Origin of the sequence: Streptomyces sp. NPDC051940 (genome assembly GCF_040680895.1) — a bacterium.
Lineage (GTDB): Bacteria > Actinomycetota > Actinomycetes > Streptomycetales > Streptomycetaceae > Streptomyces.
On sequence record NZ_JBFAXR010000041.1, the window covers coordinates 23,069 to 44,574 of the forward strand.

Sequence of the window (21,506 nt, forward strand, 5' to 3'; positions counted from 1 at the left end):
CGTGTCACTCGGTGTCAAGACAGCACCCTGGTGCCGCGCGCGACATCGGGCTACCATGGCGCCGTGACCTCCTCGCACCCCGCCCCGACCCTGGCCCAGCGCAAACGGCAGCTCGTCGCCGACGAGCTCAGCGAGGTGGCGCTGCAGCTCCTGGCCCACCGGGGCTTCGACGCGGTCACCATCGACGAGATCGCCTCCGCCGCGGGCGTCTCCAAGCGGACGTTCTTCCGGTACTTCGCGTCCAAGGAGGACGTGGTCGTCCAGTTCCTCGCCGACATGGGCGCGGGGATGCGCACGGAGCTCGCGGCCCGTCCCGGCGACGAGCGGCCCTCCGCCGCCCTGCGGCACGCCGTCTGGGTCACCGTCGCCGCCTGCGCGGACCACTCCGACCGCGCCCTGCGCGTGGTCCAGCTGATCCTGCGCACGCCGGCGCTGCGCGCGCGGTTCCTGGAGCGGCAGGCCAACTGGCGTGACGGCCTCGCGGCCGAACTGGCGGACCGGCTGGGCCTCGACACCGGGTCGGTGCTGTATCCGGGGATGGCCGCCGGGATGGCCCTGACCGCGTTCGACGCCGTGCTGCAGCGGTGGAGCGAGAGCGACGCGGTCGCGGACCCGGCCGCGCTGATGGACGAGGCGTTCGCCGTGATCGGCCCGGCCCTGGACGCGGTCCCGGCGCGGGGCTGACAGGCGCGCCCCACACCATCGGGTGAGTTTGCCCCCCGCTCCGCACGCCGCCGCCGGTCCCGGGCACCCATCCCCCCATGCCCGATGTCAGCGGATTCGACGCGATGGCCTCCGTGTACGCCGTACTGCGCTGGTGCTCGCTCGCCGGCCTGGTCACCGTGGGCGGGGCCGCGCTGTGCGCGGTGCTGACGCGGCCGGCGCCCCCACGGGCGCGCCTGGCGCTCGTACGGCTGCTCGGGGCGGCGTGGGCCACGGGGTCGGCGGGGCTGGTGGGCCTGCTGCTCCTGCCGGGGCCGGTGAGCAGCCCGGCGGTGCGGCTGCGCGCGACACTGCTCGTCCTGCTCACGGCGTGCTGGGCGCTCGGGCGTTACGGCATCGGGGACCCGTGGCCGACCCGCGTCCAGCGCGTACTGGCCGCGGGCGGCGGCGCCGCCCTCGTGCTCACCGCCGCCGGCTGCCAGCAGCTCGCGGAGCTGCCCGCGCAGGCGCCCGTCGTCCCCGCGCTCCTGCTCACCCAGAGCGTGCAGCTGGCGGCGACGGCCGGGTGGCTCGGCGGCTCGGCCGCCCTGGCCGCGCTGCTCATCGCCGCGCGCGGCGAGCCGGAAGCCCTCGCCGCGGCGCGCCGGTTCACCCCGGCGGGCCTGGTGTCCCTGCATCTGCTGATGGCGGTGACGAGCATGCAGGCCTGGCAGACCCTCGGCGCCGCCCCCGCCGTGCTGGGCACGCCCTACGGCCGCCTCCTCCTCGCCCAACTGGGCGCCCTGACGCTGCTGCTGGCGCTGGACGCGCTGGCCCGCGCCTGCCTGCACCGGACGCCGGCGGCGCCCGGCGGGGTGGTCCGCGTGGTGCTGCACCGCACCCTGGCCACCCAACTGCTCCTCGGCGCGGCTCTCTTCGCGGTAGCGGGCCCGCTGCCCCTGTGGTCCCCCGGGTTCCCGCTGCCGCCGTCCCCGGCCGGCTGACCGGACGCCGCGCAGAAGCGCCCGATCCGTACACCGAAAGCCGCACCAAGCTGCGTATGCGCACAGACTCGCCAGTCCGGACAAGCCGTCCTAGAGTGACGCGCATCACAGCCATATGACGGGACCACCCACCCGCTCCGGGGAGGGCACATGCACCGCATCTCGCTGAATGTCGACGGCACCACCTACGAGGACGAGGTCGAGCCGCGCCTCCTTCTCATCCATTACCTCCGTGACCGACTGGGCCTGACCGGCACCCCGATCGGATGCGACACCGGCAACTGCGGTGCCTGCACGGTCGACCTAGACGGCCAGAGCGTCAAGAGCTGTTCGGTCCTCGCAGTCCAGGCGGACGGCAGCGAGGTCACGACCGTCGAGGGGCTGGCCGCCGAAGGCCGCTGGCACCCCCTGCAGCGGGCGTTCCACGAGCAGCACGGTCTGCAGTGCGGCTACTGCACCCCGGGCATGCTGATGGCCGCGCGCGATCTGCTGTCCCGCAACCCCGACCCCACCGCGGACGAGGTCCGGCACGGTCTGGAGGGCAACCTCTGCCGGTGCACCGGCTACCAGAACATCGTCCGCGCCGTGCTCGCCGCGGCCGCCGCCGAGAAGCGCCAGACGCCGAGCGGTGAGGAGGCGTCCGTATGACCACCACCGAACAGGCCCCCGCCGCCACCCAGATCCCGCGGCAGGCCGGCGCCGCCGAAGTGGGCCGGGCCCGCCTGCGCAAGGAGGACGAACGGCTGCTCACCGGCCGTACCACCTGGACGGACAACATCTCCGACCCCCGCATGCTGCACCTGGCGATCCTGCGCAGCCCCATGGCGCACGCCCGGATCGACCGGGTGGACGTGTCGGCGGCGAGGCGGCGCCCCGGCGTCGTCGCCGCGTACTCCGGCGCGGAGCTGGCGGCGGAGCTCGGATCGCTGCCGTGCGCCTGGCCGGTGACCGAGGACATCGTGATGCCGGAGCATCCGCCGATCGCCGTCTCGGAGGTGCACCACGCCGGCGACCCGGTCGCCGTCGTGATCGCCCGGGACCGGTACGCGGCGGCGGACGCGCTGGAGGCCGTCGAGGTCGACTACACGCCGCTGCCCGCGGTGATGGACCTGGAGGCCGCCCTCGCCCCCGACGCCCCCCTCGTCCACGCGGACAAGGGCACCAACCGCTGCTTCGACTGGCCGCTGCACGCCGGCGACTACGAGGCGGCCCGGGCCGGCGCGGACGTCGTGCTCAAGCGCCGCTTCCACCAGCAGCGGCTCATCCCCAACGCCATGGAGCCGCGCGCCGTCGTGGTCACCCCGCTGGTCAACGGCAACGAGTACACGGTCTACTCCGCCACCCAGATCCCGCACGTCCTGCGCACGATGCTCGCCGCGACGACGGGCATCCCCGAGCACCTCATCCGCGTGATCGCACCCGACGTGGGCGGCGGCTTCGGCTCCAAACTGCAGGTGTACGGCGAGGAGGTCATCACCCTCGTCGTCGCCAAGCGGCTGGGCCGGCCGGTGAAGTGGACCGAGTCTCGGTCCGAGGGCTATCTGGCCACCCACCACGGACGCGGCCAGATCCAGGACATCGAGGTGGCCGCGCGCAGCGACGGCACGCTGCTGGGCCTGAAGGTCGACCTGCTGGCGGACATGGGCGCGTATCTCATGATCGTCACCCCCGGTGTGCCGCTGCTCGGCGCCTTCATGTTCCCGGCGATCTACAAGATGGACGCCTACTCCTTCACCTGCACGGGCGTGTTCACCACGCGCACCCCCACCGACGCCTACCGCGGTGCCGGCCGGCCGGAGGCGACGTTCGCCGTCGAGCGGATCCTGGACGACCTGGCCGTCGAGCTGGGCATGGACCCGCTGGAGCTGCGCCGCCGCAACTGGATCCGGCACGAGGAGTTCCCGTACACGACCATCGCGGGGCTGACGTACGACAGCGGCAACTACGAGGCCGCCACCGACAAGGCCCGGGTGCTCTTCGGCTACGACGAGCTGCGCGCCGAGCAGCGCAAGCGCAACGAGCAGGGCGACAGCGTGCGGCTGGGCATCGGCGTCTCGACGTACACCGAGATGTGCGGGCTGGCGCCGAGCCGGGTGCTGCGCGATCTGCGGTACGCGGCCGGCGGCTGGGAGGCCTGCCAGGTCCGGCTGCTGCCGACCGGCAAGGTGCAGGTCGTCACCGGTACCAGCCCGCACGGGCAGGGCCATGTGACGGCCTGGAGCCAGATCACGGCCGACGTGCTCGGGGTGCCCTTCGACGACGTCGAGGTGCTGCACGGCGACACCAAGGTGGCCGTGCAGGGCATGGACACCTACGGCTCGCGGTCCCTGGTCGTCGGCGGTGTCGCCGTGCACCGGGCCGCGCAGAAGGTCGTGGCGAAGGCCCGTACGGTCGCCGCGCATCTGCTGGGCGTGGAGGAGGACGAACTCGACTTCGCCGCGGGCACGTTCTCCGTACGCGGCAAGCCGGAGGCGAAGAAGACCATCCAGGAGCTCGCCTTCGACACGTTCACCAGCCACGATCTGGCGGACGGCATGCAGGCGACGCTCAACGCGGGGCACATCGAGGAGCCGGAGAACTTCTCCTATCCGCACGGCACCCATCTGTGCGCCGTCGAAGTGGACACCGAGACCGGCGCGGTGCACATCCGGACCTATGTCGCCGTCGACGACGTCGGCACGGTCGTCAACCCGATGATCGTCGAGGGCCAGGTGCACGGCGGGCTGGCGCAGGGCATCGCCCAGGCGCTGTACGAGGAGGCCGTGTACGACGACGACGGCAACCTGGTGTCCGGCACCATGGCGGACTACCTGGTGCCCGCCGCCCCCGACCTCCCCGACTTCGTCACCGACCGGACCGAGACCCCGGCCACCTCCAACCCGCTGGGCGCGAAGGGCGTCGGCGAGGCCGGCACCATCGCATCCACCCCGGCCGTGGTCAACGCGATCGTCGACGCGCTGCGCCCGCTCGGCGTCACGGACCTGCGGATGCCGTGCACACCGGAGCGCGTCTGGCGCGCGCTCCAAGACGCTGCGAACGCGGCCGTCGACACGAAGGAGCAGGCGTCATGATCCCTCCCTCCTTTGACTACATCGCCCCCGCCTCGGTCGACGAGGCCGTACGGCGGCTCGCCGACGGCGGCGAGGAGGCCAAGGTGCTGGCCGGCGGGCAGTCGCTGATGCCGCTGCTGCGGCTGCGGCTGTCCTTCCCCGAACTGGTGGTGGACGTCGGGCGGATCCCCGAGCTGCGCGGGGTGCGCGAGGACGGCGACACCCTGGTCATCGGGGCGATGACCACGCACCACACGGTGGTCCACGACCCGCTGGTGCGCCGCTACGCCGGGCTGCTGGCCGAGGTCACCGCCACCGTCGCGGACCCCGCGGTACGCCACCGCGGCACCCTCGGCGGCTCGCTGGCGCACGCCGACCCGGCGGGCGACGTGCCGGCCGCGGTGCTGGCACTGGACGCCGAACTCGTCGCCCAGGGGCCCGCCGGGCGGCGGAGCATCCCGGCGGCGGAGTTCTTCACCGACTATCTGCAGAGCACCCTCTCCCCCGACGAACTGCTGGTGGAGGTGCGGGTGCCGAAGCTGTCGGCGGACTGGGGCTTCCACTACGAGAAGTTCCACCGGGTGGCCCAGGCCTGGGCGATCGTCGGCGTCGCCGCGGCCGTACGCCGCGACAACGGGCGGATCGCCGAGGCCCGGATCGGGCTGACGAACATGGGACCCACACCGCTGCGCGCCCGCGCGGCGGAGAGCGCGCTCGCCGGTGCGCAGGCGACGGCGGACGCCGTCGGACGCGCGGCCTCTCTCGCGGCGGAGGGCACGAGCCCGGGCAGTGACCTGTCCGCGAGCCCCGAGTACCGGGCGCACCTGGCCACGGTGCTGACCCGGCGCGCGGTCCTCGCGGCGGCGGACACCGGACGGTAAGGAGCACGACGCATGGAGTTGCAGCACGAGTTCACCGTGCCGGTGCCGACGGCCGAGGCGTGGGAGGTACTGCTCGACATCGAGCGCATCGCCCCGTGCATGCCCGGCGCCAGCGTCGAGGACTACGACGGTGACACCGTCAAGGGCGCGGTGAAGGTGAAGGTCGGCCCGATCACGGTGACCTATCAGGGCACGGCGGAGTTCGTGGAGCGCGACGAGAAGCACCACCGGATGGTGCTGGTGGCCAACGGCCGCGAGGTCCGCGGCCACGGCACCGCCCGGGCCCAGGTGACCGGCCAGCTGCACGACCGCGACGACGGCACCACCGCCGTCGCGGTGTTCACCGATCTGACCATCACCGGCCGGCCGGCGCAGTTCGGCCGCGGCGTGATGGCCGAGGTGGGCGAGAAGCTGGTCGGCCAGTTCGCGGAGTGCCTCGCCGAACGGCTCGGCGAGTCGGCCCGCTCCGGCCCGGGCTCCGCATCCGACTCAGGCTCCGGCCTCGGCGCGGAGGTGGCCGACGAGCCGATCGACCTGCTCCGTACGGCCGGTGTCCCGGTCGGCAAGCGGCTGGGCGCGCTGGTGGCGGCCGGGGCCGCGCTGGTGCTGGCGGTCGCGGCCGTACGGAGGCGGTTCAGGCGGCGGCGCGGAATCCGCCGCCTCAGGGGCAGGAGTAGGTGAACTCGACGGACGAGGTGCGCGGTGAGGGCTCGGTGATCACCAGCTCCGCCTTGGCGTTCACCGTGCCCTCGCCCTCGAACCGCCACAGCAGATGGATCCTCGCCTCGTCCTGGCCCCGGCTGAAGCGCTCCTTCAGCACACCGGAGCGGGTGCCGTCGCTGCGCACCCAGCGGTAACTCACGCTTCCGCCCCGCCCGTTGGTGTGCACCGTGGCGACGATGTCGGCCGCGCTGTCGCAGGCGGGGCCCTTGGGGTCGGTGGCGACGGCGACGCTCTGGACCTTCAGGCCGCTGCCGAGCCACTGCCAGTAGGCGAAGGCCAGTGAGCACAGGAGCAGGAACGCGGCGAGCAGATAGCCGCGCCACCTGGGAGGCTTGCGTTTCTGCGGGGCGGGCGTCGCCTGGGTGCCGTGCCAGACCGCGGCGGCGGTGACGGAGGTCTGGTCCGGGACGCCGGGGCCGAAGCGCAGTACGCCGTCGCCGGGCGGCGCTTCGGGGGGCTGCCCGGTGGGCTTTTCGGCCGGCACGGGCGGTGCGGCGACCGGGTCGGTGGAACGTAGGGTCGGCGTCGGCGTGGTGTCGGGGGCCCGTACGGTCGGTGTCGGGGCGGCGAAGTCTCCCGCCCGGACGGTCGGCGAGTACGGGAGCGTCACCTTCGGCCACTCGGCCCGGGGCGGCTCCTCGGGGGTGTCACCCCAGTCGATGAAGGTCGCGCTGTAGGTGTCCGACTCCTCCTCGGGGGCGCGCGGCGCGGGTACGGCGTCGGCGGGCGCGTCCTCCTCGGCCGGACGCAGGCGCCGGGTCCCGGCGTCGGAGGCGGGTACGCCCAGGCCGAGCGTCCCCCCTTCCGCCCCCGGCTTAGGCAGCCGCCGCGTGCCCGGCTCGCTCACCGGCTCCGCCGGCACCTCGTCCTGTACGGGCCGTTCGTCCCGGGGCTCGTTCATCGCGGCGTGCACCCCCACGTCTGGATCAGGCCGGTGACGCTGCCGTTGGGCGCGGCAGGTTTCGTGCTCAGGACGACCTTGACCTGGCTGACCTGGGCGCAGTCGAAGTTGAACGACGCCTTCACGTCGATCCGCGCGTAGTAGGTCGAGCCGCTCAGGGTCCGCGTGTCCGGTCCGCTCTGGGCGAGGACCTCGCCCTTGGCCCCCAGGGCGTACCAGGTCGCCGTCAGGGTCACCGCATCCGGTGCGCTGGTCCGCACGTACGCGTAGGCCTGGGCCGAGTAGTCACTGGTCTTCTGCGGACCCAGCACGCTGAGTTCGGTGACGGCAACCGGATCGGGTGCCGGCGTCGTCGGCGGCGCGGTGGTCGTACCGCCCGTGGTGGTGCCCCCGGTGGTGGTCCCGCCGTCCGTCGAACCGCCGTCCGTGGTCCCGCCGCTCGTCGAACCGCCGTCCGTGGCACCGCCGTCCGTCGTGCCCCCGGTCGACCCCGCCGTGGACGGAGCCGTCGCGGACTCCGAAGGCTCCGCGGACTCCGAGGCGCTGGGCGACGCGGACTCCGACGGCGAACCGGACGCCGACTCCGTCGGCGAGGCCGGGTCGGATCCCGGGGTCGTGCCCGGCTCGGCGACGGTCGTCGCCGAGACGCGCGTGGTGCCGCTGTCGCCGCCGACCACCTCCGTGGCGACGGCCGTGACCGCGAGCCCGCCCGCGATGACCGCCGCGCCGATGCCGGCCAGCAGTCCGCGCCGCCCGGTCATCCACAGCGCGCGGCCGCGGCTGCCGCCGAGCACCGTGCGCGCGAGGGACGTGGCACCGCCCGAGGCGCCGACGGCCGAGGGGAACAGCAGGGGCAGCAGGGCGGCCAGCGCCGCCAGTTTGCGCTGCCCGCGCTCCTCCCACTCGGGCCCGTAGGCGGCGCCCGCGACGGCGTCGAGTTCGGCGAGGAACGCGTCGGCGGTGGGCGGGCGTTCGTCCGGCTCCTTGGCCATGCCGTGCCGGATGAGCTGGCGTACGGGCTCGGCGACGTTCTCCGCCGGGATCGGCGCGGTGGTGTGCTTCACGGCCAGTTCGGCGAACGTGTCGCCGGTGTACGGGCGCTGGCCGGTGAGGCACTCGTAGAACGTCGCCGTGGCCGCGTACACGTCGGTCGCCGGGGAGGCGGCCGCGCCGGTCCACTGCTCGGGCGCCATGTACAGCGGGGTGCCGGCGACGTCCGGCGTGGCCCCGCTGCGCGCGGCGATGCCGAAGTCCACCAGCTTGGACGAACCGTCGGCCGCGACCAGCACGTTCTCCGGCTTGTAGTCGCGGTGCACGATGCCGCTCGCGTGGGCGGCGGCCAGCCCCTGCAGGGAGCCCTTCAGCACCACGAGCGCCGCCTCGGGGCCGGTGGCGCCCTCCTGCTTCAGCAGGGCGCGCAGGGCGATGCCGTCGACGACCTCCATGACGATCGCGGCGCCGTGCGGCGACTCGACGTACTCGTAGAGCCGTACGACGTACGGCGAACTGAGCGCGCCGAGCAGCCGGGCCTCGTCCTGGAACTCCCGCAGGAAGCCCGCGTCGGCGCGCAGTTCGTCGCTCAGATACTTCACGGCGACCGAGGTGCCGGTCGCCTCGTGCAACGCGAGGACCACCCGGCCGCTCGCGCCCGATCCCAGCTCCCGGGACTCCCGGTATCCGGGAACCGTCCAGCCGTTCATCGCCCCACCCCCCGGTACGGGCCCATCCGCCTGGCGGATGCCTGTCGTCTGCTCACAACGCAGTGACAGACACCGCCGTCCTGCGGCCGGTTCCACTTGTCACCGACTTATAGGCGTCTTATAGCGGATGTCATGGCCCGGTGCGACGATCCCGTCGATACTGGGCGGTTTTTCCCTTTCCGCCGGCCTCCGTCAGCCGATCCGGTGGGACCGGAAGAACCACGCCTGCTTCTCCAGGTCGGCCGTGATCCCGATGAACAGGTCCTGGGTGACCGGGTCCGCGGTCTCGGTGTCCGCGATCCGCTCCCGCATCCGCGCGGCGGCCTGGCCGAGCAGCTCGGTGACGTCGTCGATGACCCTCTGGTCGGACAGCCGTCCCGGGCCGACGTCCGGCAGCGCGCGCTCGGCGGCGAGCGTCGAGGCGCGGCCGTCGGGCTGTGCGCCGAGCGCGGCGGCGCGCTCCGCGACGGTGTCGGCGTGGTCCCGGGTCAGGCCGACGACCTCGTCGAGCTGGAGGTGCAGCTCACGGAAGAGGGGTCCACTGACGTTCCAGTGCGCCTGCTTCGCCTGCAGCGACAGGTCAAGCAGGTCCACCAGGGCGCTCTGCAGCGCCTCGTGCACGGCCTTCCGCGCCTGCGACTCGAGCGTCACGCTCATGATCGGCTCCTCTTTCTAGACGATCGCTCCTTATGGACTCCATCCTACCTTAGACTCCGTCTAATTTCAGCCCCCACAGCAAGACCGCCCCAAGCACGGCCGGCGGAGGGGGCCGGGGCGAAGCCCCCCGGGGGTCGGGGCGGAGCCCCGCGCGGGGGTGGGGCGGAGCCCCGCAGGGGTGGGGCGGAGCCCCGCGGGGGTGGGGCGGAGCCGGAGAGATCGGGCAGAGCCCCTGGGGGCGGGGCGGAGCCCTTGGGGGGCAGAGCCCTCGGGGGGCGGGGCAGAGCCCCGGGGGGCCCACCGGGGGAAGCCCGGGCCTCCCGGCGGGGCGGCGGAGCGGAGACCGGATCGGGTTCAAGCCGCAGCCCCCGCACAGGGCTCAGTGGGGGGCCCCGAGCTGGAGTCCGTGACACAGCCTCCCGGGCAGCGCACCGGACAGGGTTCCTGGGCACAGCCCGAGCGGTGCTCGGGGACACAGCCCCGGGCAGGGTTCGGGGCGCAGCCTCCGAAACCCGCCGGGCGCGGCACACCCCGCCGACCACCGGCCGGTGACCGCACGGACAGGGTGCTCGGGGGCGCAGCCCGCCCGGGCCGGAGCTGGGCTGCGCCCCCGAACGAGGTTCGGGTCAGCCCCTCGAGACCCTGTCGACCCTGGGGTACCCCCCGCCGGGCGCGCCCCACCCGCCCGAGGAGCACCCCACGCCAGCTCGGCGCGCAGCCCCGAAAGGGCTCGGGACACGGGCCGTACGGGCTCGGGGCGCAGCCCCGAAGGGTGCGGGACACGGCCCCGGACAGCTCGGGGCGCAGCCCCCCGCGCCCGGCAGGCGCAGCACACCCCCGGGGACGGGGTCAGCGCAGCGCTGCCAGGGCGTCCTCGACGCCGCGGTGGAACGTGGGGTACGCGTGGATCATGTGGCGGAGGTGGTCCACCGGGACCTCCGCCGACACCGCGACCGCCAGGCCGTAGAGCACCTCGCCGCCCACCGGCCCCACCGACGTCGCGCCGACGAGCACGCCGCGGCCGGCGTCCTCGACCAGCTTGATGAAGCCCTCGTTGCCCGCCTTGTGGATCCAGCCGCGCGTGGACGACGGCACCTGACCCGTCCCCGTCCGCACCGTGAGCCCCGCGTCGCGGGCCGCCTGCTCGGTGAGACCGACCGATCCGACCTCGGGATCGGCGAAGGTCACCCGCGGCACCGCACGGTAGTCCGCGTCCGGCCCGGGCTCGCCCAGGATCGCCCGGATCGCGATCGCGGCCTGGTACATGGCCATATGCGTGAACGCGCCCTTGCCCGTGACGTCGCCGACGGCCCACAGGCCGGGCGCGACCAGCAGCTGGCCGTCCGTGGGCAGGAACCGCGCCTGCGGGTCCAGCCCCACCGTCTCCAGCCCCAGATCCGCCAACGCCGGACGGCGCCCCGTGGCGACCAGCAGCCGCTCGGCGGTCAGCGGCGACTCCTGCCCCTCGAGGGTCAGATGGAATCCGCCGTCGTCGTGCGCGACCCCGGACACGCGCGCCCCGGTGCGAACATGCAGCCCCTCCCGCTCCAGCACGCCCGCGATCAGCTCCCCGGCCTCCGGCTCGTCCAGCGGCAGCAGCCGGTCCTGGGCCTCGATGACCGTGACCCGGGTGCCGAACCGGGCGAAGACCTGGGCCAGTTCCACCCCGACGGCCCCGCCGCCGAGCACGATCAGCGACTCGGGCGGGCGCTTGGCCGACACGGCCTCCCGGTTCGTCCAGTAGGGCACCTCGGCCAGACCCGGTACGGGCGGCGCCGTGGGCCGCGTACCGGTGGCGATCACGACACCCCGCCGCAGCCGGTAGGTGTCCCCGCCCGCCTCCACCACGCCCGGCCCGGCCAGCCGGCCCCGCGCGCGGACCAGCGTCCCGCCCTTGCCGGTGAACCGGTCCGCGGCCACCTTGTCGTTCCAGTCGTCCGTCGCCTCGTCGCGGATCCGCCCCGCGACCGTCCCCCAGTCGGCCATCGCCGCGGCCTCGCCGGCCATGCCCGCGACGCGCCCGGTCTCGGCGAGCAGATTGCCCGCCCTGATCATCATCTTGCTCGGTACGCAGGCCCAGTACGGGCACTCGCCACCGACCAGCTCCGCCTCGACGCCCACCACGTCCAGACCCGACTCGGCGAGCCGGCCCGCGACGTGCTCCCCGCCGGGACCGAGCCCGATGACCGCGACGTCCGCTTCCCGCACCATGACAGCCTCCTCTTCGGCAACGCACCCACCGTAGGCGCAGGCGGCGCCGAATCCGCCATCAACCGCCGCATGTCCCAACCCGTCACGCCCTCTTGTGGGATGTCATGGACGCACCTATCTTGCAATCCCAAACCGCCCCGCGCGGGAGAGGACTCGTCCATGCCGGATTCCAGTGACCGCGGCCGGCACCGCCGGCCCCGCCCCGTCTCACGCGTCTCCGTCACCGTGACTGCCGGCGGCGCGGGCCTGGCCCTGCCGCTCATGACCGCGTCGGGCGCACCGGCGGCCGCGAATCCCGCCGAGGCCCACCACGGCGTGCCCCTCCCCCGTACGGGCGACGCCGCCACGCCGCTGCCCCAGGGCGCCCGCACCGCGGTGATCCATCTCCGCCCGCAGACCGCGCCGGACCGCCGGGTCACGCACTACACCGTGCGCCCGGGCGACACGCTCTCCGCCATCGCCGCGGCGCACCATGTACGCGGCGGCTGGCCGGCGCTGTACGAGCGCAACCGCCGGGTGATAGGTAGCGACCCGAACCTGATCCGGCCGGGACAGCGCCTGCTCCTGCACGGTCCGCGCACGTCCGCGCCCCCCGCGAAGAGCGAGTCCGGGCAGAAGCCCAAGCCCCGCGCCGACAGTAAGTCCGGACCGAAGCCCAAGCCCCGCGCCGGCAGCGAGTCCGGCACCAGGACCCAGACGGGGCACGGTTACGTGGCCCCGCTCGCGAACGCGCACGTCGGCACCGGCTACGGGGTGCGCGGCAGCGCCTGGTCCAGCGGCTACCACACCGGCGCCGACTTCCCCGTCCCGGTGGGGACGGGGGTACGGGCGGTCTCCGGCGGCACCGTCGTCACGGCGGGCTGGGGCGGCGCGTACGGCTACCAGGTGGTGGTCCGGCACGCCGACGGCCGCTACTCCCAGTACGCCCATCTCTCCGCGCTCACCGTCCGCGCCGGGCAGCACGTCAACCCGGGACAGCGCATAGCGCGGTCCGGCTCCACCGGCAACACGACGGGGCCGCACCTGCACTTCGAGATACGCACCGGCCCGGGCTACGGCAGCGACATCGATCCGATCCGCTACCTCCGTTCGAAGGGCGTCACCATCTGAGGAATACGGTCACTGTCCGGCCGTCGTCGTCGGCGCGGTCGCCTCACGGCGGGCAGATGCAGCGGACACGGCCGCAGCGCGGGCACACCGGGACGCGGTGCGGGCGGACGAGGGCACAGGGGACTGCTTCAGGGTGTGTCTGGCGCATACCGTGATCTCCGCTCCATCTGTGAGAGCCTCGGCTCCTTATAGGTATGACGCGCTGAGGAGCGATTTGGTTTATGGACAGCCGTGCCTGGGACGAGCGCTACGCCACCGCCGACCTTGTCTGGGGCGGTGCGCCCAACCGCTGGGTGGCGCAGGAGACCGGTGAACTGCCCATCGGACGGGCCCTGGACCTGGCCACCGGTGAGGGCCGCAACGCCATCTGGCTGGCCGGCCGCGGCTGGCGGGTGACGGCCGTCGACTTCTCGGCCGTCGCCCTGGACCGGGGCAGCCGACTGGCCGCCGGGCACTCCCCCGAGGCCGCCGGACGTATCGACTGGGTCTGCTCGGACGTCGTGTCGTACGAGCCGGAGCCCGCGGCGTACGACCTGGTGGTGGTCTGCTTCCTGCAGCTTCCGGCCGAGCAGCGGGCCCGGGTGCTGGGCGGCGCGGCGGGGGCGCTGGCGCCCGGGGGCAGCCTGCTCGTCGTGGGGCACGACTCCACCAACCTCACCGAGGGCACGGGCGGTCCGCAGGATCCGCGCGTGCTGTTCAGCCCCTCGGACGTGCTCGGGGACGTGGCGGCGGCCGGGCTCGAGACCGTACGGGCCGACCGGATGCGCCGCCCGGTGGAGCAGCCGGACGGCGGGACCCGGTACGCGATCGACGCGCTGGTGCTGCTGCGGCGGCCGGAGGCGTGATCCGGCCGCGGGCTCAGGCCAGCGGCTTGGTGAGCTTGTCGCCCGAGGACGCGGCGAGGCTGCAGGTGACCGAGCGCATGCCGAGCTGGACTCCGCCGGTGCTCGGGTACTGCACCAGCGTCTGGCTCACGGTGCCGGACGGCTGACGCTCGCCGACCTGGTTCAGCTTCGACTCGCACAGGGACTCGGCCTTGCTGCGGATCGCGCTGTCGGTGTCGAACTCCCCCTCCAGCTTGGTCTTGTACACCACCTCGGCGTCGTGCGAGCCGTTGCAGGAGGCGGGATCGGCGTACCCGTCCTTCTCCTTCACCAGGTTGAAGCAGTCGCCGACCTGGAGCATGTACGACGGCCGGGGGCCGTTCGTCGGGGTCGGCATGAGGTCCTCGAGATTCGGCGACGCGCTGTCGTCGGGCAGTGTGCCGGTCGCCTCGTCCGTGGGGTCGCCGAAGTCGAGGCTGTCCTCCGGGCTCGGCGTCGTCCCGGTCGCGGACACGGTCACCGACGGGGACGCGCCGCCCTTGCCCTCGTCGTCGCTGTCCCCGCCCCCGCTGAAGGCCACCACGCCGCCGACGCCGAGCGCCACGACCGCGACGGCGCCCGCGACGATCGCGATCACCTTGGTGCGGCTGCCGCCGGGCGGCGGGCCCGGCGGCTGACCCGGCCAGCCGGGCTGCCCCGGCGGGCCGAAACCGCCGTATCCGGCCGGGGGCTGGCCACCGTACGGGTTCGCCGGAGGTACGGGCTGAGTGGGCGGGCCCGGCTGGTTCGGAGGGCCAGGCTGGTTCGGGGGGCCCGGCTGGGCGTACGGGTTGGGCGGACCGTATCCCGTGGGCGGGCCGAATCCTCCGCCGCCGGCAGGTGGCTGGGGGAAGGCGTCGTCGGAGGGCTGGTTCGGCGGAGGAGGATAGGTCATGGGGCAACCCTCCCCGAACGGCCGTGCAGTTCAAGCGGCTGTGACAGGACGGGGACGAAATGTGTGAAGATCCACAACATCCGTCCCGGTCCGCGGGCGGTCTCCCGTCGTGATACAGGGATACTCAGTCCGCCGCCGGTCCGGAGTGCTCCGCGGCGAGCCGGGGCGGGGCGGCCTGCCGCCAGGAGTCCGCGACGATGGCCCTCAGCTCGTCGGTGTCGTCCAGCGCGGCGATCCGCACCCGCACCCAGGCGAAGGACGCCTCGTGCGAGGCGATCCAGAACTTCTCCGGCTCCGCCAGTACCAGTTCGTCCCGCTCCAGCATCGGGCAGCGGACGGCGAAGGAGGTCTCGTCGTCCGGCAGCGTGAGGAACATCTTCCCCGCGACCCGGAACGTGGGCATGCCCCAGGCGATCTTCTCGGTGGTCTCCGGGAGCGAGAGGGCGATCTTCCGGACGTCTTCGGAGCTGGCGGTCATGGCACGAAGGTAACGCCTGGCACCGACAACGCCACCGGTACGCGTCCCGGCCCGGCGCCCCCTCCGGTCAGCCGGCGGGATCGAACCGCAGCACCAGGGCGTCCTCCAGCGGACGGTAGCCGAGCCGCTGGTAGAGGGAGTTGCTGGTGGGATTGGCGAGGTCGGTGAAGAGCAGCAGCTCCTCGACCCCGCTGTCCAGTACGGCCCGGCTGGCCGCCGCCGTGGCCGCGGCGGCGTAGCCCCGGCCGCGGGACCCGGGCGGGGTGTAGACGGGGCCGATCCGGTTCATGCCGTCCACGGACTCGCGCCAGCCGACGAGGGAGACGGGGCGGCCCCCGTCCTCCCACAGCAGGGCGAACCCGTCGCCGATGAACGTGTCGGCGATCCGGTCGGCGTTGCCCAGCACGGCGCGGGCCTCCTCCCCGAACGCGTCGATCCAGTCGACCAGCAGCGCCCGGTCGTCCTCCGCGGCGGGGCGTGCCCGGCCGGGGGCGGGCGGGTCGGGCGGGATCAGGCCCTCGAGCCGGTAGAGCCGGTGGGTGTCGTCGTTCGTGCCGTGCGTCGCGCCGGTCAGGCGGTTCCACTCCGCGGCGAAGGCCCGTGCCACGGGGGCCATCGCGTTCACCCCGGGGGTGGGCAGCCCTTCCGCGGCGCGCAGCCGGGCCAGCTCAGCCGCCGCTTCGCCGGGCATGAGGGAGAGCAGCGGCGGGAACGGCGGGGTGCGCAGGTACGCGCCCGCCACCGCGCCGTCGGGGTCCGTCCACCAGCCGAGCTCCGGGGGCTCGTCGCCGAAGCGGCCGGGAGATCGGTGCAGGGACGCCAGTACAGTCAGCGGCACGGTGTTGCGCACCACGTCGCCGCGCAGGAAGGCACCGGCGGCGGTCTCGAAGTCGTCCAGTCGCGTCGCTCTCGTCCAGGGCATGGCTCACCATGCCTCAGGCGGGACGCGTCCGTCATCCGCTTTCGGCCGCACCGACCCGCAGCCGGCCGGTGACGACCTGCCAGTGCTCCCCCCTGCCGATGTGCCCGACGACGGCCCGCTCCAGCGTCGTACGGGCCTGCAGCCGCGCGACGTCCTGCGGGGTCGCGACCTCGCGCCGAAAGACGAACTCCACGATGTCCCGGTCGGCATTCGTGAGGACCCCGGCCGTCCCGCCCTCGCGTTGACCGTCGAGCTCGTAGCGCCGCTGGAAACGGACGATGTTGCTGGACTCGGGGAGATACGTCGCGAGCTGCGGGTCGAGCAGCCAGGACACGCAGGCCATCCGCACCGGCTCCCCCGGCGCGTACCACCGGGGGAAGTACCGGGGGAAGAACTCCCGCGCGCGGCGGTAGGACTCCTCGCACTCCTCCGGATCCAGCGGTCCGCCCTCCGGGATGTGGACGCCGAGCTCCCAGCCGTCCTCGCCGTCGTACATGTCGAACTGCAGCCGCCCCAGCCGGTAGAGCAGGCCGCGGAACGGCAGCGTCATCCAGCTCTGCTTGTCCATGCCGCCGGTGCCGTGCGTGCGCCGGTGGACGTCCGCCTTGTTGCCGAGGTCGGCCAGGCTGGCCCAGGAGACGTCGTCGGGGACGCCGAGCCCGCGGTGGTGGGCGCGTACGGCCGGCACGGCACCGAGGAACACGCAGAAGTGGAACCAGCGGCGCGCCTCCTCGCCCGCCTCGGCGGGTGCCGGCCCCGGGTCGTACGGTCCGGGTCCGCCCACGGCTGCGGACAGGTCGGCCACCGCCCGTTCGTACGCGGGCAGTCCGGCCAGCTGCGCCAGCACGCGCGCGATCTCGGCGTCCTCGCTCTCCGGCACCTCGAGGAGCCGCAGCAGCTCCGGTCCGTCCGGCACGGCAACGGTCTCCACGCCCACACTCCCTCGTCCGGGATCGACTCCGGTCATCCTGCGCCGCTCCCCGGCCCGAAGCCACTCACCCGGAGTGTGATGTTCAGCCGCCCGCGCAGGCCCAGCTCCGGCGGGGCCGTCCCCGGCCGCACCCGGGGCACGCCGTGGTACGCCAGCCGGGCGGCGGCACCGAAGACGAAGGCGTCGCCGGAGCGCAGCTCGACGTCCTGGTAGGGCTGCCCCCGCGATTCGGTGTTGCCGAACCGGAAGACGCAGGTGTCGCCCAGGCTGAAGGAGACCACCGGGGCCTCGGAGCGCTCGTCCTTGTCCTGGTGCATGCCCATCCGGGCGTCGTCGCCGTAGTAGTTGACCAGCGCGATGTCGAACGCGTCCGCCGACGGCCGCCCGTACGCCGCCTCGACGGCCTCGCGGCCCAGCTCCCCCAGCCACGCGGGGAACGGCTTGACCGGCTCCCCGTCGCCGTCGACGACGGTGCGGGCGTAGCCGCGCGGATGCCAGTGCCAGCCCAGGCACACCTGCCGCGCCGACATGACGCCGCCGCCGGGGGTGCGGACGGTCCGCAGGCCCGCGGGCGGTCTCGCCCACTCCCGGCACCCCGCGAGCAGCTCCCGCTGCCGCTCGGGGCCCAGCCAGTCCGGCAGATGCACCGCCCCGGGCGCCACCTCGATCCGCTCACGCGGGAACAACACGCTGTCCATGGGCCCATCCTGCCCGCAGGGTCTGACAGCCGAAGGCCGGCACGTGCCTGCCGGCCCAGCGCCGGACCGCAGCTGCGACGACGGAAGGTCGGAATCACATCCCCTCGGCACGCAGAAGGCGGCGGGCGAGGTGGTCGGCGGTCGGGGTCTTGGCCTCGCGGGCGAGGTCGTCCGGGCGTCCCTCGGCGACGATGCGGCCGCCGTCGTCGCCCGCGCCCGGCCCGAGGTCCACGACCCAGTCCGCGGCGGCGACGGTGCGCAGATCGTGTTCCACCACGACGACCGTGTTCCCGGCGTCCACCAGCCGTTGCAGCTGCCCGACCAGGAGGTCGACATCGGCGGGGTGCAGTCCGCTGGTGGGTTCGTCGAGGAGGTACAGGCTGTGGCCGCGCGGCGCGCGGTGCAGTTCGCTCACCAGCTTGATGCGCTGGGCCTCTCCACCGGACAGCGTCGTGGCGCTCTGGCCGAGCGTGAGATATCCCAGGCCGATGTCGGCGAGCAGCTTGAGGATGCGGGCGGCGGATGGCGTGTCGTGCAGGAAGTCCAGGGCCTCCTCCACACTCATCGCCAGCACGTCGGCGATGGTCCGGTCGCGGTAACGCACCATGAGCGTGCCGGGGTTGTAGCGGGCGCCCTCGCAGACCGGGCAGGGGGCGGACTCCGTGGGCAGGAAGAGGAGTTCGATGCTGACGACCCCGTCGCCCAGGCAGTGCGGGCAGCGCCCTTGTGCCACGTTGAAGGAGAACCGGCTGGCGGTGTAACCGAGCTCCCGTGCGGCCGGCTGGGCGGCGAACAGCTTGCGGACACCGTCGAACAGGCCGGTGTAGGTGGCGAGGTTCGAGCGGGGTGTGCGTCCGATGGGTTTCTGGTCCACGACCACCAGCCGGTCGATGTGCTGGAGCCCGGAGCTGGACCGTACCGTCACGCGGTCCTCCTCCAGTGCCCAGACCGGCACCCCGGCCTCCTCCTCGTCGGCGGTGTCCACCGACGAGGGACTGCGGGCCAGGTCCTCCTCGGTCTCGTCGCCGTGCAGGTGGTCGCGGGCCGTGTCCGCGAGGGCGCGCCGCACCAGGGTCGATTTCCCGGACCCGGAGACGCCCGTGACCGCCGTCAGCGTGCCCAGGGGGAAGCTCGCGTCCAGGTCACGGAGGTTGTGGCCGGTGACGCCGTACAGACGCAGCCATCCCTCCGGCCGGCGCACCTCTTCCGGCCCGGGCACCACGGGCGCGTCCAGGGGGAGGTAGCGGGCGGTCACCGAGTCCCGTGCCTCGGGAAGCCCTTCGGTGGGCCCGTTGTAGAGGACCTGCCCGCCGTGGCGGCCGGCCCCTGGCCCCATGTCGACGATCCAGTCGGCCGATTCGAGGACCTGTGTGTTGTGCTCCACCACGAAGACGCTGTTGCCCGCTCCTCTCAGCCGTCGCAGCGCGGTGAGCAGCAGCTCGGTGTCGGCGGCGTGCAGGCCGGCGGAGGGCTCGTCCAGGACGTACAGCACGCCGAACAGGCCGCTGCGGAGCTGGGTGGCGATGTGCAGCCGCTGCAGTTCGCCGCTGGAGAGGGTGGAGGTCGCGCGGGCCGTCGCGAGGTAGCCCAGACCCAGGTCGGCCAGCGTGCCCAGGTGGTCCTGGAGGCCGGAGATCAGGGCGTGCGCCGCCTGCCTGCGCTCGGCGGGCAGGGCCAGGGTGTCGGGGTGGTCGCGCGCGTTCTCCAGGAAGGCCGAGAGCTGGGTGAGGGGCATGGCGGTGGCGAGCGAGATGTCCTGCCCGGCGATGGTGACCGCCAGGGCCTCGGGATTGAGCCGCTTGCCGTGGCAGGTCGGGCAGACCTCCTCGGTCATGAACGAGGCGGCCTTCGCCCGCAGGTGGGCCGCCTTGGAGGTGGCGAAGGTGTGCAGCACCCACTTGCGGGGGCTCATGTAGGTGCCCTGGTAGGAGCGTGTGATGCGGTGCGGTTCGCGCACCGGGTGCACCGTGACCGTCGGCTGCTCGTCGGTGGTCAGCAGCCACTCGCGGCGGGCCGCGGGCAGACTGCGGAAGGGGGCGTCGATGTCCACGCCCAGCACGGCGAGGATGTCGCGGTAGTTCTTGCCCTGCCAGGCGCCCGGCCACGCGGCGATCGCGCCGTCCCGGATGCTCAGGGTGTCGTCACCGACGAGCTTGGCCTCGTCGACGCTGTGCAGGCGCCCCAGGCCGGAACACGTCCGGCACGCGCCCACCGCCGTGTTCGGCGAGAAGCTGTCCGAGTCCAGCGGTGCGGCGTCGCGGGGGAAGGTGCCGGCCAGGTCCTCGGGGGTACGGCCCGCCGGGTAGGTGCCGGCGCGGGAGTACAGCATGCGCAGCACGTTCGAGACCCGGCTCACCGTGCCCACCGTCGAGCGGGTGCTGCCGCCGCTGTGCTGCTGGCGCAGGGCGACGGCCGGGGGCAGACCGGTGATCGCGCCGACTCGGGGGGCCGCGCCCTGGTCGATCAGTCTGCGGGCGTACGGCGCGACGGACTCGAGGTAGCGCTGCTGGGCCTCGGCGTAGACGGTGGCGAACGCGAGCGACGACTTGCCGGACCCCGACACCCCGGTGAAGGCCACGACCCGGTCGCGGGGCAGGTCCACGTCGACGTGCCGCAGATTGTGCTCGTCGGCACCCCGGACCTTGATCAGCCCGTCGTCACCGGCATCCGGCGATTCGGTGTGCGACGGGTCAGACGTCGGCCGTGCGTGTGGTGCCATACCTAGAACGTAGCTTCGCCGCCCGGTCCGCGCCCCACGAGCAACGATGGGGTGACATCTGCTCACGGGGCCCGCACACCGCACGCGTGCCGGCCCGCGTCGCCTCCCCGTCCCGCGGAACCGCTGGTCGAGCGATGGACCGAGACAGCTCCTGCTCGGCTGTCTCCGTCCATCCGGGTAGTGCGAGGTCCTGCTCAGCGACGGCTCAGGAGTTCGGTGATGCGTTGGAACCCGTCGGCGCCGTGACCCCGTCCGATGGCTCGGCGGGTCATGCCCTCAGCAACCCGCATCACGCCCGCGTCGATGCCGTGCGCCTCGGAGGTATGGACGATGTGCGCCATGGAGGACGCGGCCGAGGTGATCGGGTTGCCGGCACCGGAGTAACTGCCGCTGTCGACCTCCTCCGCGAGTCCTTCGAAGATCGGCGGGAGGATGTCGCCGATGCCCTTGGCGAAGGGTGCCAGCTCCCGCGCGGAGATGCCTTCGGCCCGCGCCACCGCCAGCGCGTGCGCATAGCCCGCCATCGCGGTCCAGAAGATGTCGAGCAGCGCGATGTCGTACGCCGCCGCCCGGCCGATCTCCTCGCCGAGGTGCGTGTGGGTGCCGCCGAGCGCCTCCAGGACCACTCGGTGCTCGCGGAAGAGAGCCTCCGGGCCGCTGTGGATGAACACCGCGGCCGGAGTTCCGATGGACGTGGTCGGCGTCATGATCGCACCGTCCAGGTAGCGGACGCCGTGCTCGGCCGCCCACACCGCGGCATCGCGGGCCCGGTCCGGGGTGTCGGCGGTCAGATTGACCACCGTGCGGCCCTTGAGCGCGTCGGTGACCGCCTCTCGCCGCAGGATCGCATCCACCGCGTCGTAGTTGACCACGCAGACCACGGTCACTGCGCCGGCGGCGACGGCCTCCTCGGCCGACCGGGCGCTGACCGCGCCCCGCGCGACCAGCTCCCGGTCCCGGCCCGGTGTCCGGTTCCAGACCGTGACTCGCAGGCCCGCATCCAAGAAGGCGCCCGCCAGGGATCGGCCCATCGGGCCCAGGCCCAGGACGGTGACGGCAGACTGTTCGGTGTGTAGGGACATGCTTCAACTCCAAAGAAATACAAGCAAACGTAATGAACG

General features: G+C 73.5%; 19 protein-coding genes. 8 read left to right on the forward strand and 11 right to left on the reverse strand.

What is annotated here, in order from left to right:
- Positions 1-63 precede the first annotated feature (63 nt).
- From AB0M28_RS18090 to AB0M28_RS18115, 6 genes are all read left to right on the forward strand, one after another.
- Complete coding sequence (locus tag AB0M28_RS18090) at positions 64-684, forward strand: TetR family transcriptional regulator (protein WP_365405232.1); 621 nt, start codon at positions 64-66, stop codon at positions 682-684.
- Between the two features lie 77 nt (positions 685-761).
- Positions 762-1,646, forward strand: coding sequence for a hypothetical protein (locus AB0M28_RS18095; protein ID WP_365405235.1), 885 nt, complete (start codon positions 762-764; stop codon positions 1,644-1,646).
- Positions 1,647-1,796: 150 nt separating this feature from the next.
- Complete coding sequence (locus AB0M28_RS18100) at positions 1,797-2,294, forward strand: (2Fe-2S)-binding protein (RefSeq protein ID WP_365405238.1); 498 nt, start codon at positions 1,797-1,799, stop codon at positions 2,292-2,294.
- Positions 2,291-4,717 (forward strand): xanthine dehydrogenase family protein molybdopterin-binding subunit, encoded by a 2,427-nt coding sequence (locus tag AB0M28_RS18105; RefSeq protein ID WP_365405241.1) that lies wholly within the window; start codon positions 2,291-2,293, stop codon positions 4,715-4,717. The genes AB0M28_RS18100 and AB0M28_RS18105 overlap by 4 nt, the downstream gene beginning before the upstream one ends.
- Positions 4,714-5,577 carry a xanthine dehydrogenase family protein subunit M gene (locus AB0M28_RS18110; RefSeq protein ID WP_365405243.1) on the forward strand — a complete coding sequence of 288 codons (864 nt, stop codon included), beginning with the start codon at positions 4,714-4,716 and terminating at the stop codon, positions 5,575-5,577. The genes AB0M28_RS18105 and AB0M28_RS18110 overlap by 4 nt, the downstream gene beginning before the upstream one ends.
- A gap of 12 nt (positions 5,578-5,589) precedes the next feature.
- Positions 5,590-6,258 (forward strand): SRPBCC family protein, encoded by a 669-nt coding sequence (locus AB0M28_RS18115; RefSeq protein WP_365405246.1) that lies wholly within the window; start codon positions 5,590-5,592, stop codon positions 6,256-6,258.
- Here the strand turns inward: AB0M28_RS18115 and AB0M28_RS18120 are convergent.
- From AB0M28_RS18120 to AB0M28_RS18135, 4 genes are all read right to left on the reverse strand, one after another.
- Positions 6,239-7,201, reverse strand: a complete 963-nt coding sequence (locus tag AB0M28_RS18120; RefSeq protein ID WP_365405249.1) for a hypothetical protein — start codon at positions 7,199-7,201, stop codon at positions 6,239-6,241. The genes AB0M28_RS18115 and AB0M28_RS18120 overlap by 20 nt on opposite strands.
- Entirely contained in the window at positions 7,198-8,901 is a 1,704-nt protein-coding gene (locus AB0M28_RS18125; RefSeq protein ID WP_365405252.1) for a serine/threonine-protein kinase, read from the reverse strand. Before AB0M28_RS18125 ends, AB0M28_RS18120 begins: the two co-directional genes overlap by 4 nt.
- Positions 8,902-9,093: 192 nt before the next feature.
- Entirely contained in the window at positions 9,094-9,558 is a 465-nt protein-coding gene (locus AB0M28_RS18130) for a DNA starvation/stationary phase protection protein (RefSeq protein ID WP_365405255.1), read from the reverse strand.
- 849 nt (positions 9,559-10,407) lie between these two features.
- Complete coding sequence (locus AB0M28_RS18135; protein WP_365405257.1) at positions 10,408-11,769, reverse strand: NAD(P)/FAD-dependent oxidoreductase; 1,362 nt, start codon at positions 11,767-11,769, stop codon at positions 10,408-10,410.
- Positions 11,770-11,928: 159 nt separating this feature from the next.
- On the opposite strand from AB0M28_RS18135, the gene AB0M28_RS18140 reads away from it, so the two are divergent.
- Both AB0M28_RS18140 and AB0M28_RS18145 read left to right on the forward strand, forming a co-directional pair.
- Entirely contained in the window at positions 11,929-12,879 is a 951-nt protein-coding gene (locus AB0M28_RS18140) for a peptidoglycan DD-metalloendopeptidase family protein (protein WP_365405260.1), read from the forward strand.
- Positions 12,880-13,100: 221 nt separating this feature from the next.
- Positions 13,101-13,724, forward strand: a complete 624-nt coding sequence (locus tag AB0M28_RS18145; protein ID WP_365405263.1) for a class I SAM-dependent methyltransferase — start codon at positions 13,101-13,103, stop codon at positions 13,722-13,724.
- Between the two features lie 13 nt (positions 13,725-13,737).
- Here AB0M28_RS18145 and AB0M28_RS18150 read toward each other — a convergent pair whose 3' ends face one another.
- The 7 genes from AB0M28_RS18150 to AB0M28_RS18180 form a co-directional block, all read right to left on the reverse strand.
- A complete protein-coding gene (locus AB0M28_RS18150; RefSeq protein WP_365405266.1) occupies positions 13,738-14,340 on the reverse strand; it encodes a hypothetical protein in 603 nt (200 codons plus the stop codon).
- A gap of 421 nt (positions 14,341-14,761) precedes the next feature.
- A complete protein-coding gene (locus tag AB0M28_RS18155; RefSeq protein WP_365405268.1) occupies positions 14,762-15,115 on the reverse strand; it encodes an MmcQ/YjbR family DNA-binding protein in 354 nt (117 codons plus the stop codon).
- 67 nt (positions 15,116-15,182) lie between these two features.
- Positions 15,183-16,037 (reverse strand): GNAT family N-acetyltransferase, encoded by an 855-nt coding sequence (locus tag AB0M28_RS18160; protein WP_365405271.1) that lies wholly within the window; start codon positions 16,035-16,037, stop codon positions 15,183-15,185.
- A gap of 31 nt (positions 16,038-16,068) precedes the next feature.
- On the reverse strand, positions 16,069-16,968 hold the full coding sequence (locus AB0M28_RS18165) for an acyltransferase domain-containing protein (RefSeq protein WP_365405274.1): 900 nt from the start codon (positions 16,966-16,968) through the stop codon (positions 16,069-16,071).
- A gap of 32 nt (positions 16,969-17,000) precedes the next feature.
- Positions 17,001-17,666, reverse strand: a complete 666-nt coding sequence (locus tag AB0M28_RS18170) for an alpha-ketoglutarate-dependent dioxygenase AlkB (RefSeq protein WP_365405277.1) — start codon at positions 17,664-17,666, stop codon at positions 17,001-17,003.
- A gap of 94 nt (positions 17,667-17,760) precedes the next feature.
- Positions 17,761-20,385 (reverse strand): excinuclease ABC subunit UvrA, encoded by a 2,625-nt coding sequence (locus AB0M28_RS18175; protein WP_365405279.1) that lies wholly within the window; start codon positions 20,383-20,385, stop codon positions 17,761-17,763.
- Positions 20,386-20,579: 194 nt separating this feature from the next.
- Positions 20,580-21,467: an NAD(P)-binding domain-containing protein gene (locus AB0M28_RS18180; protein WP_365405281.1), complete on the reverse strand. Its 888-nt coding sequence runs from the start codon at positions 21,465-21,467 to the stop codon at positions 20,580-20,582.
- Positions 21,468-21,506 lie beyond the last annotated feature (39 nt).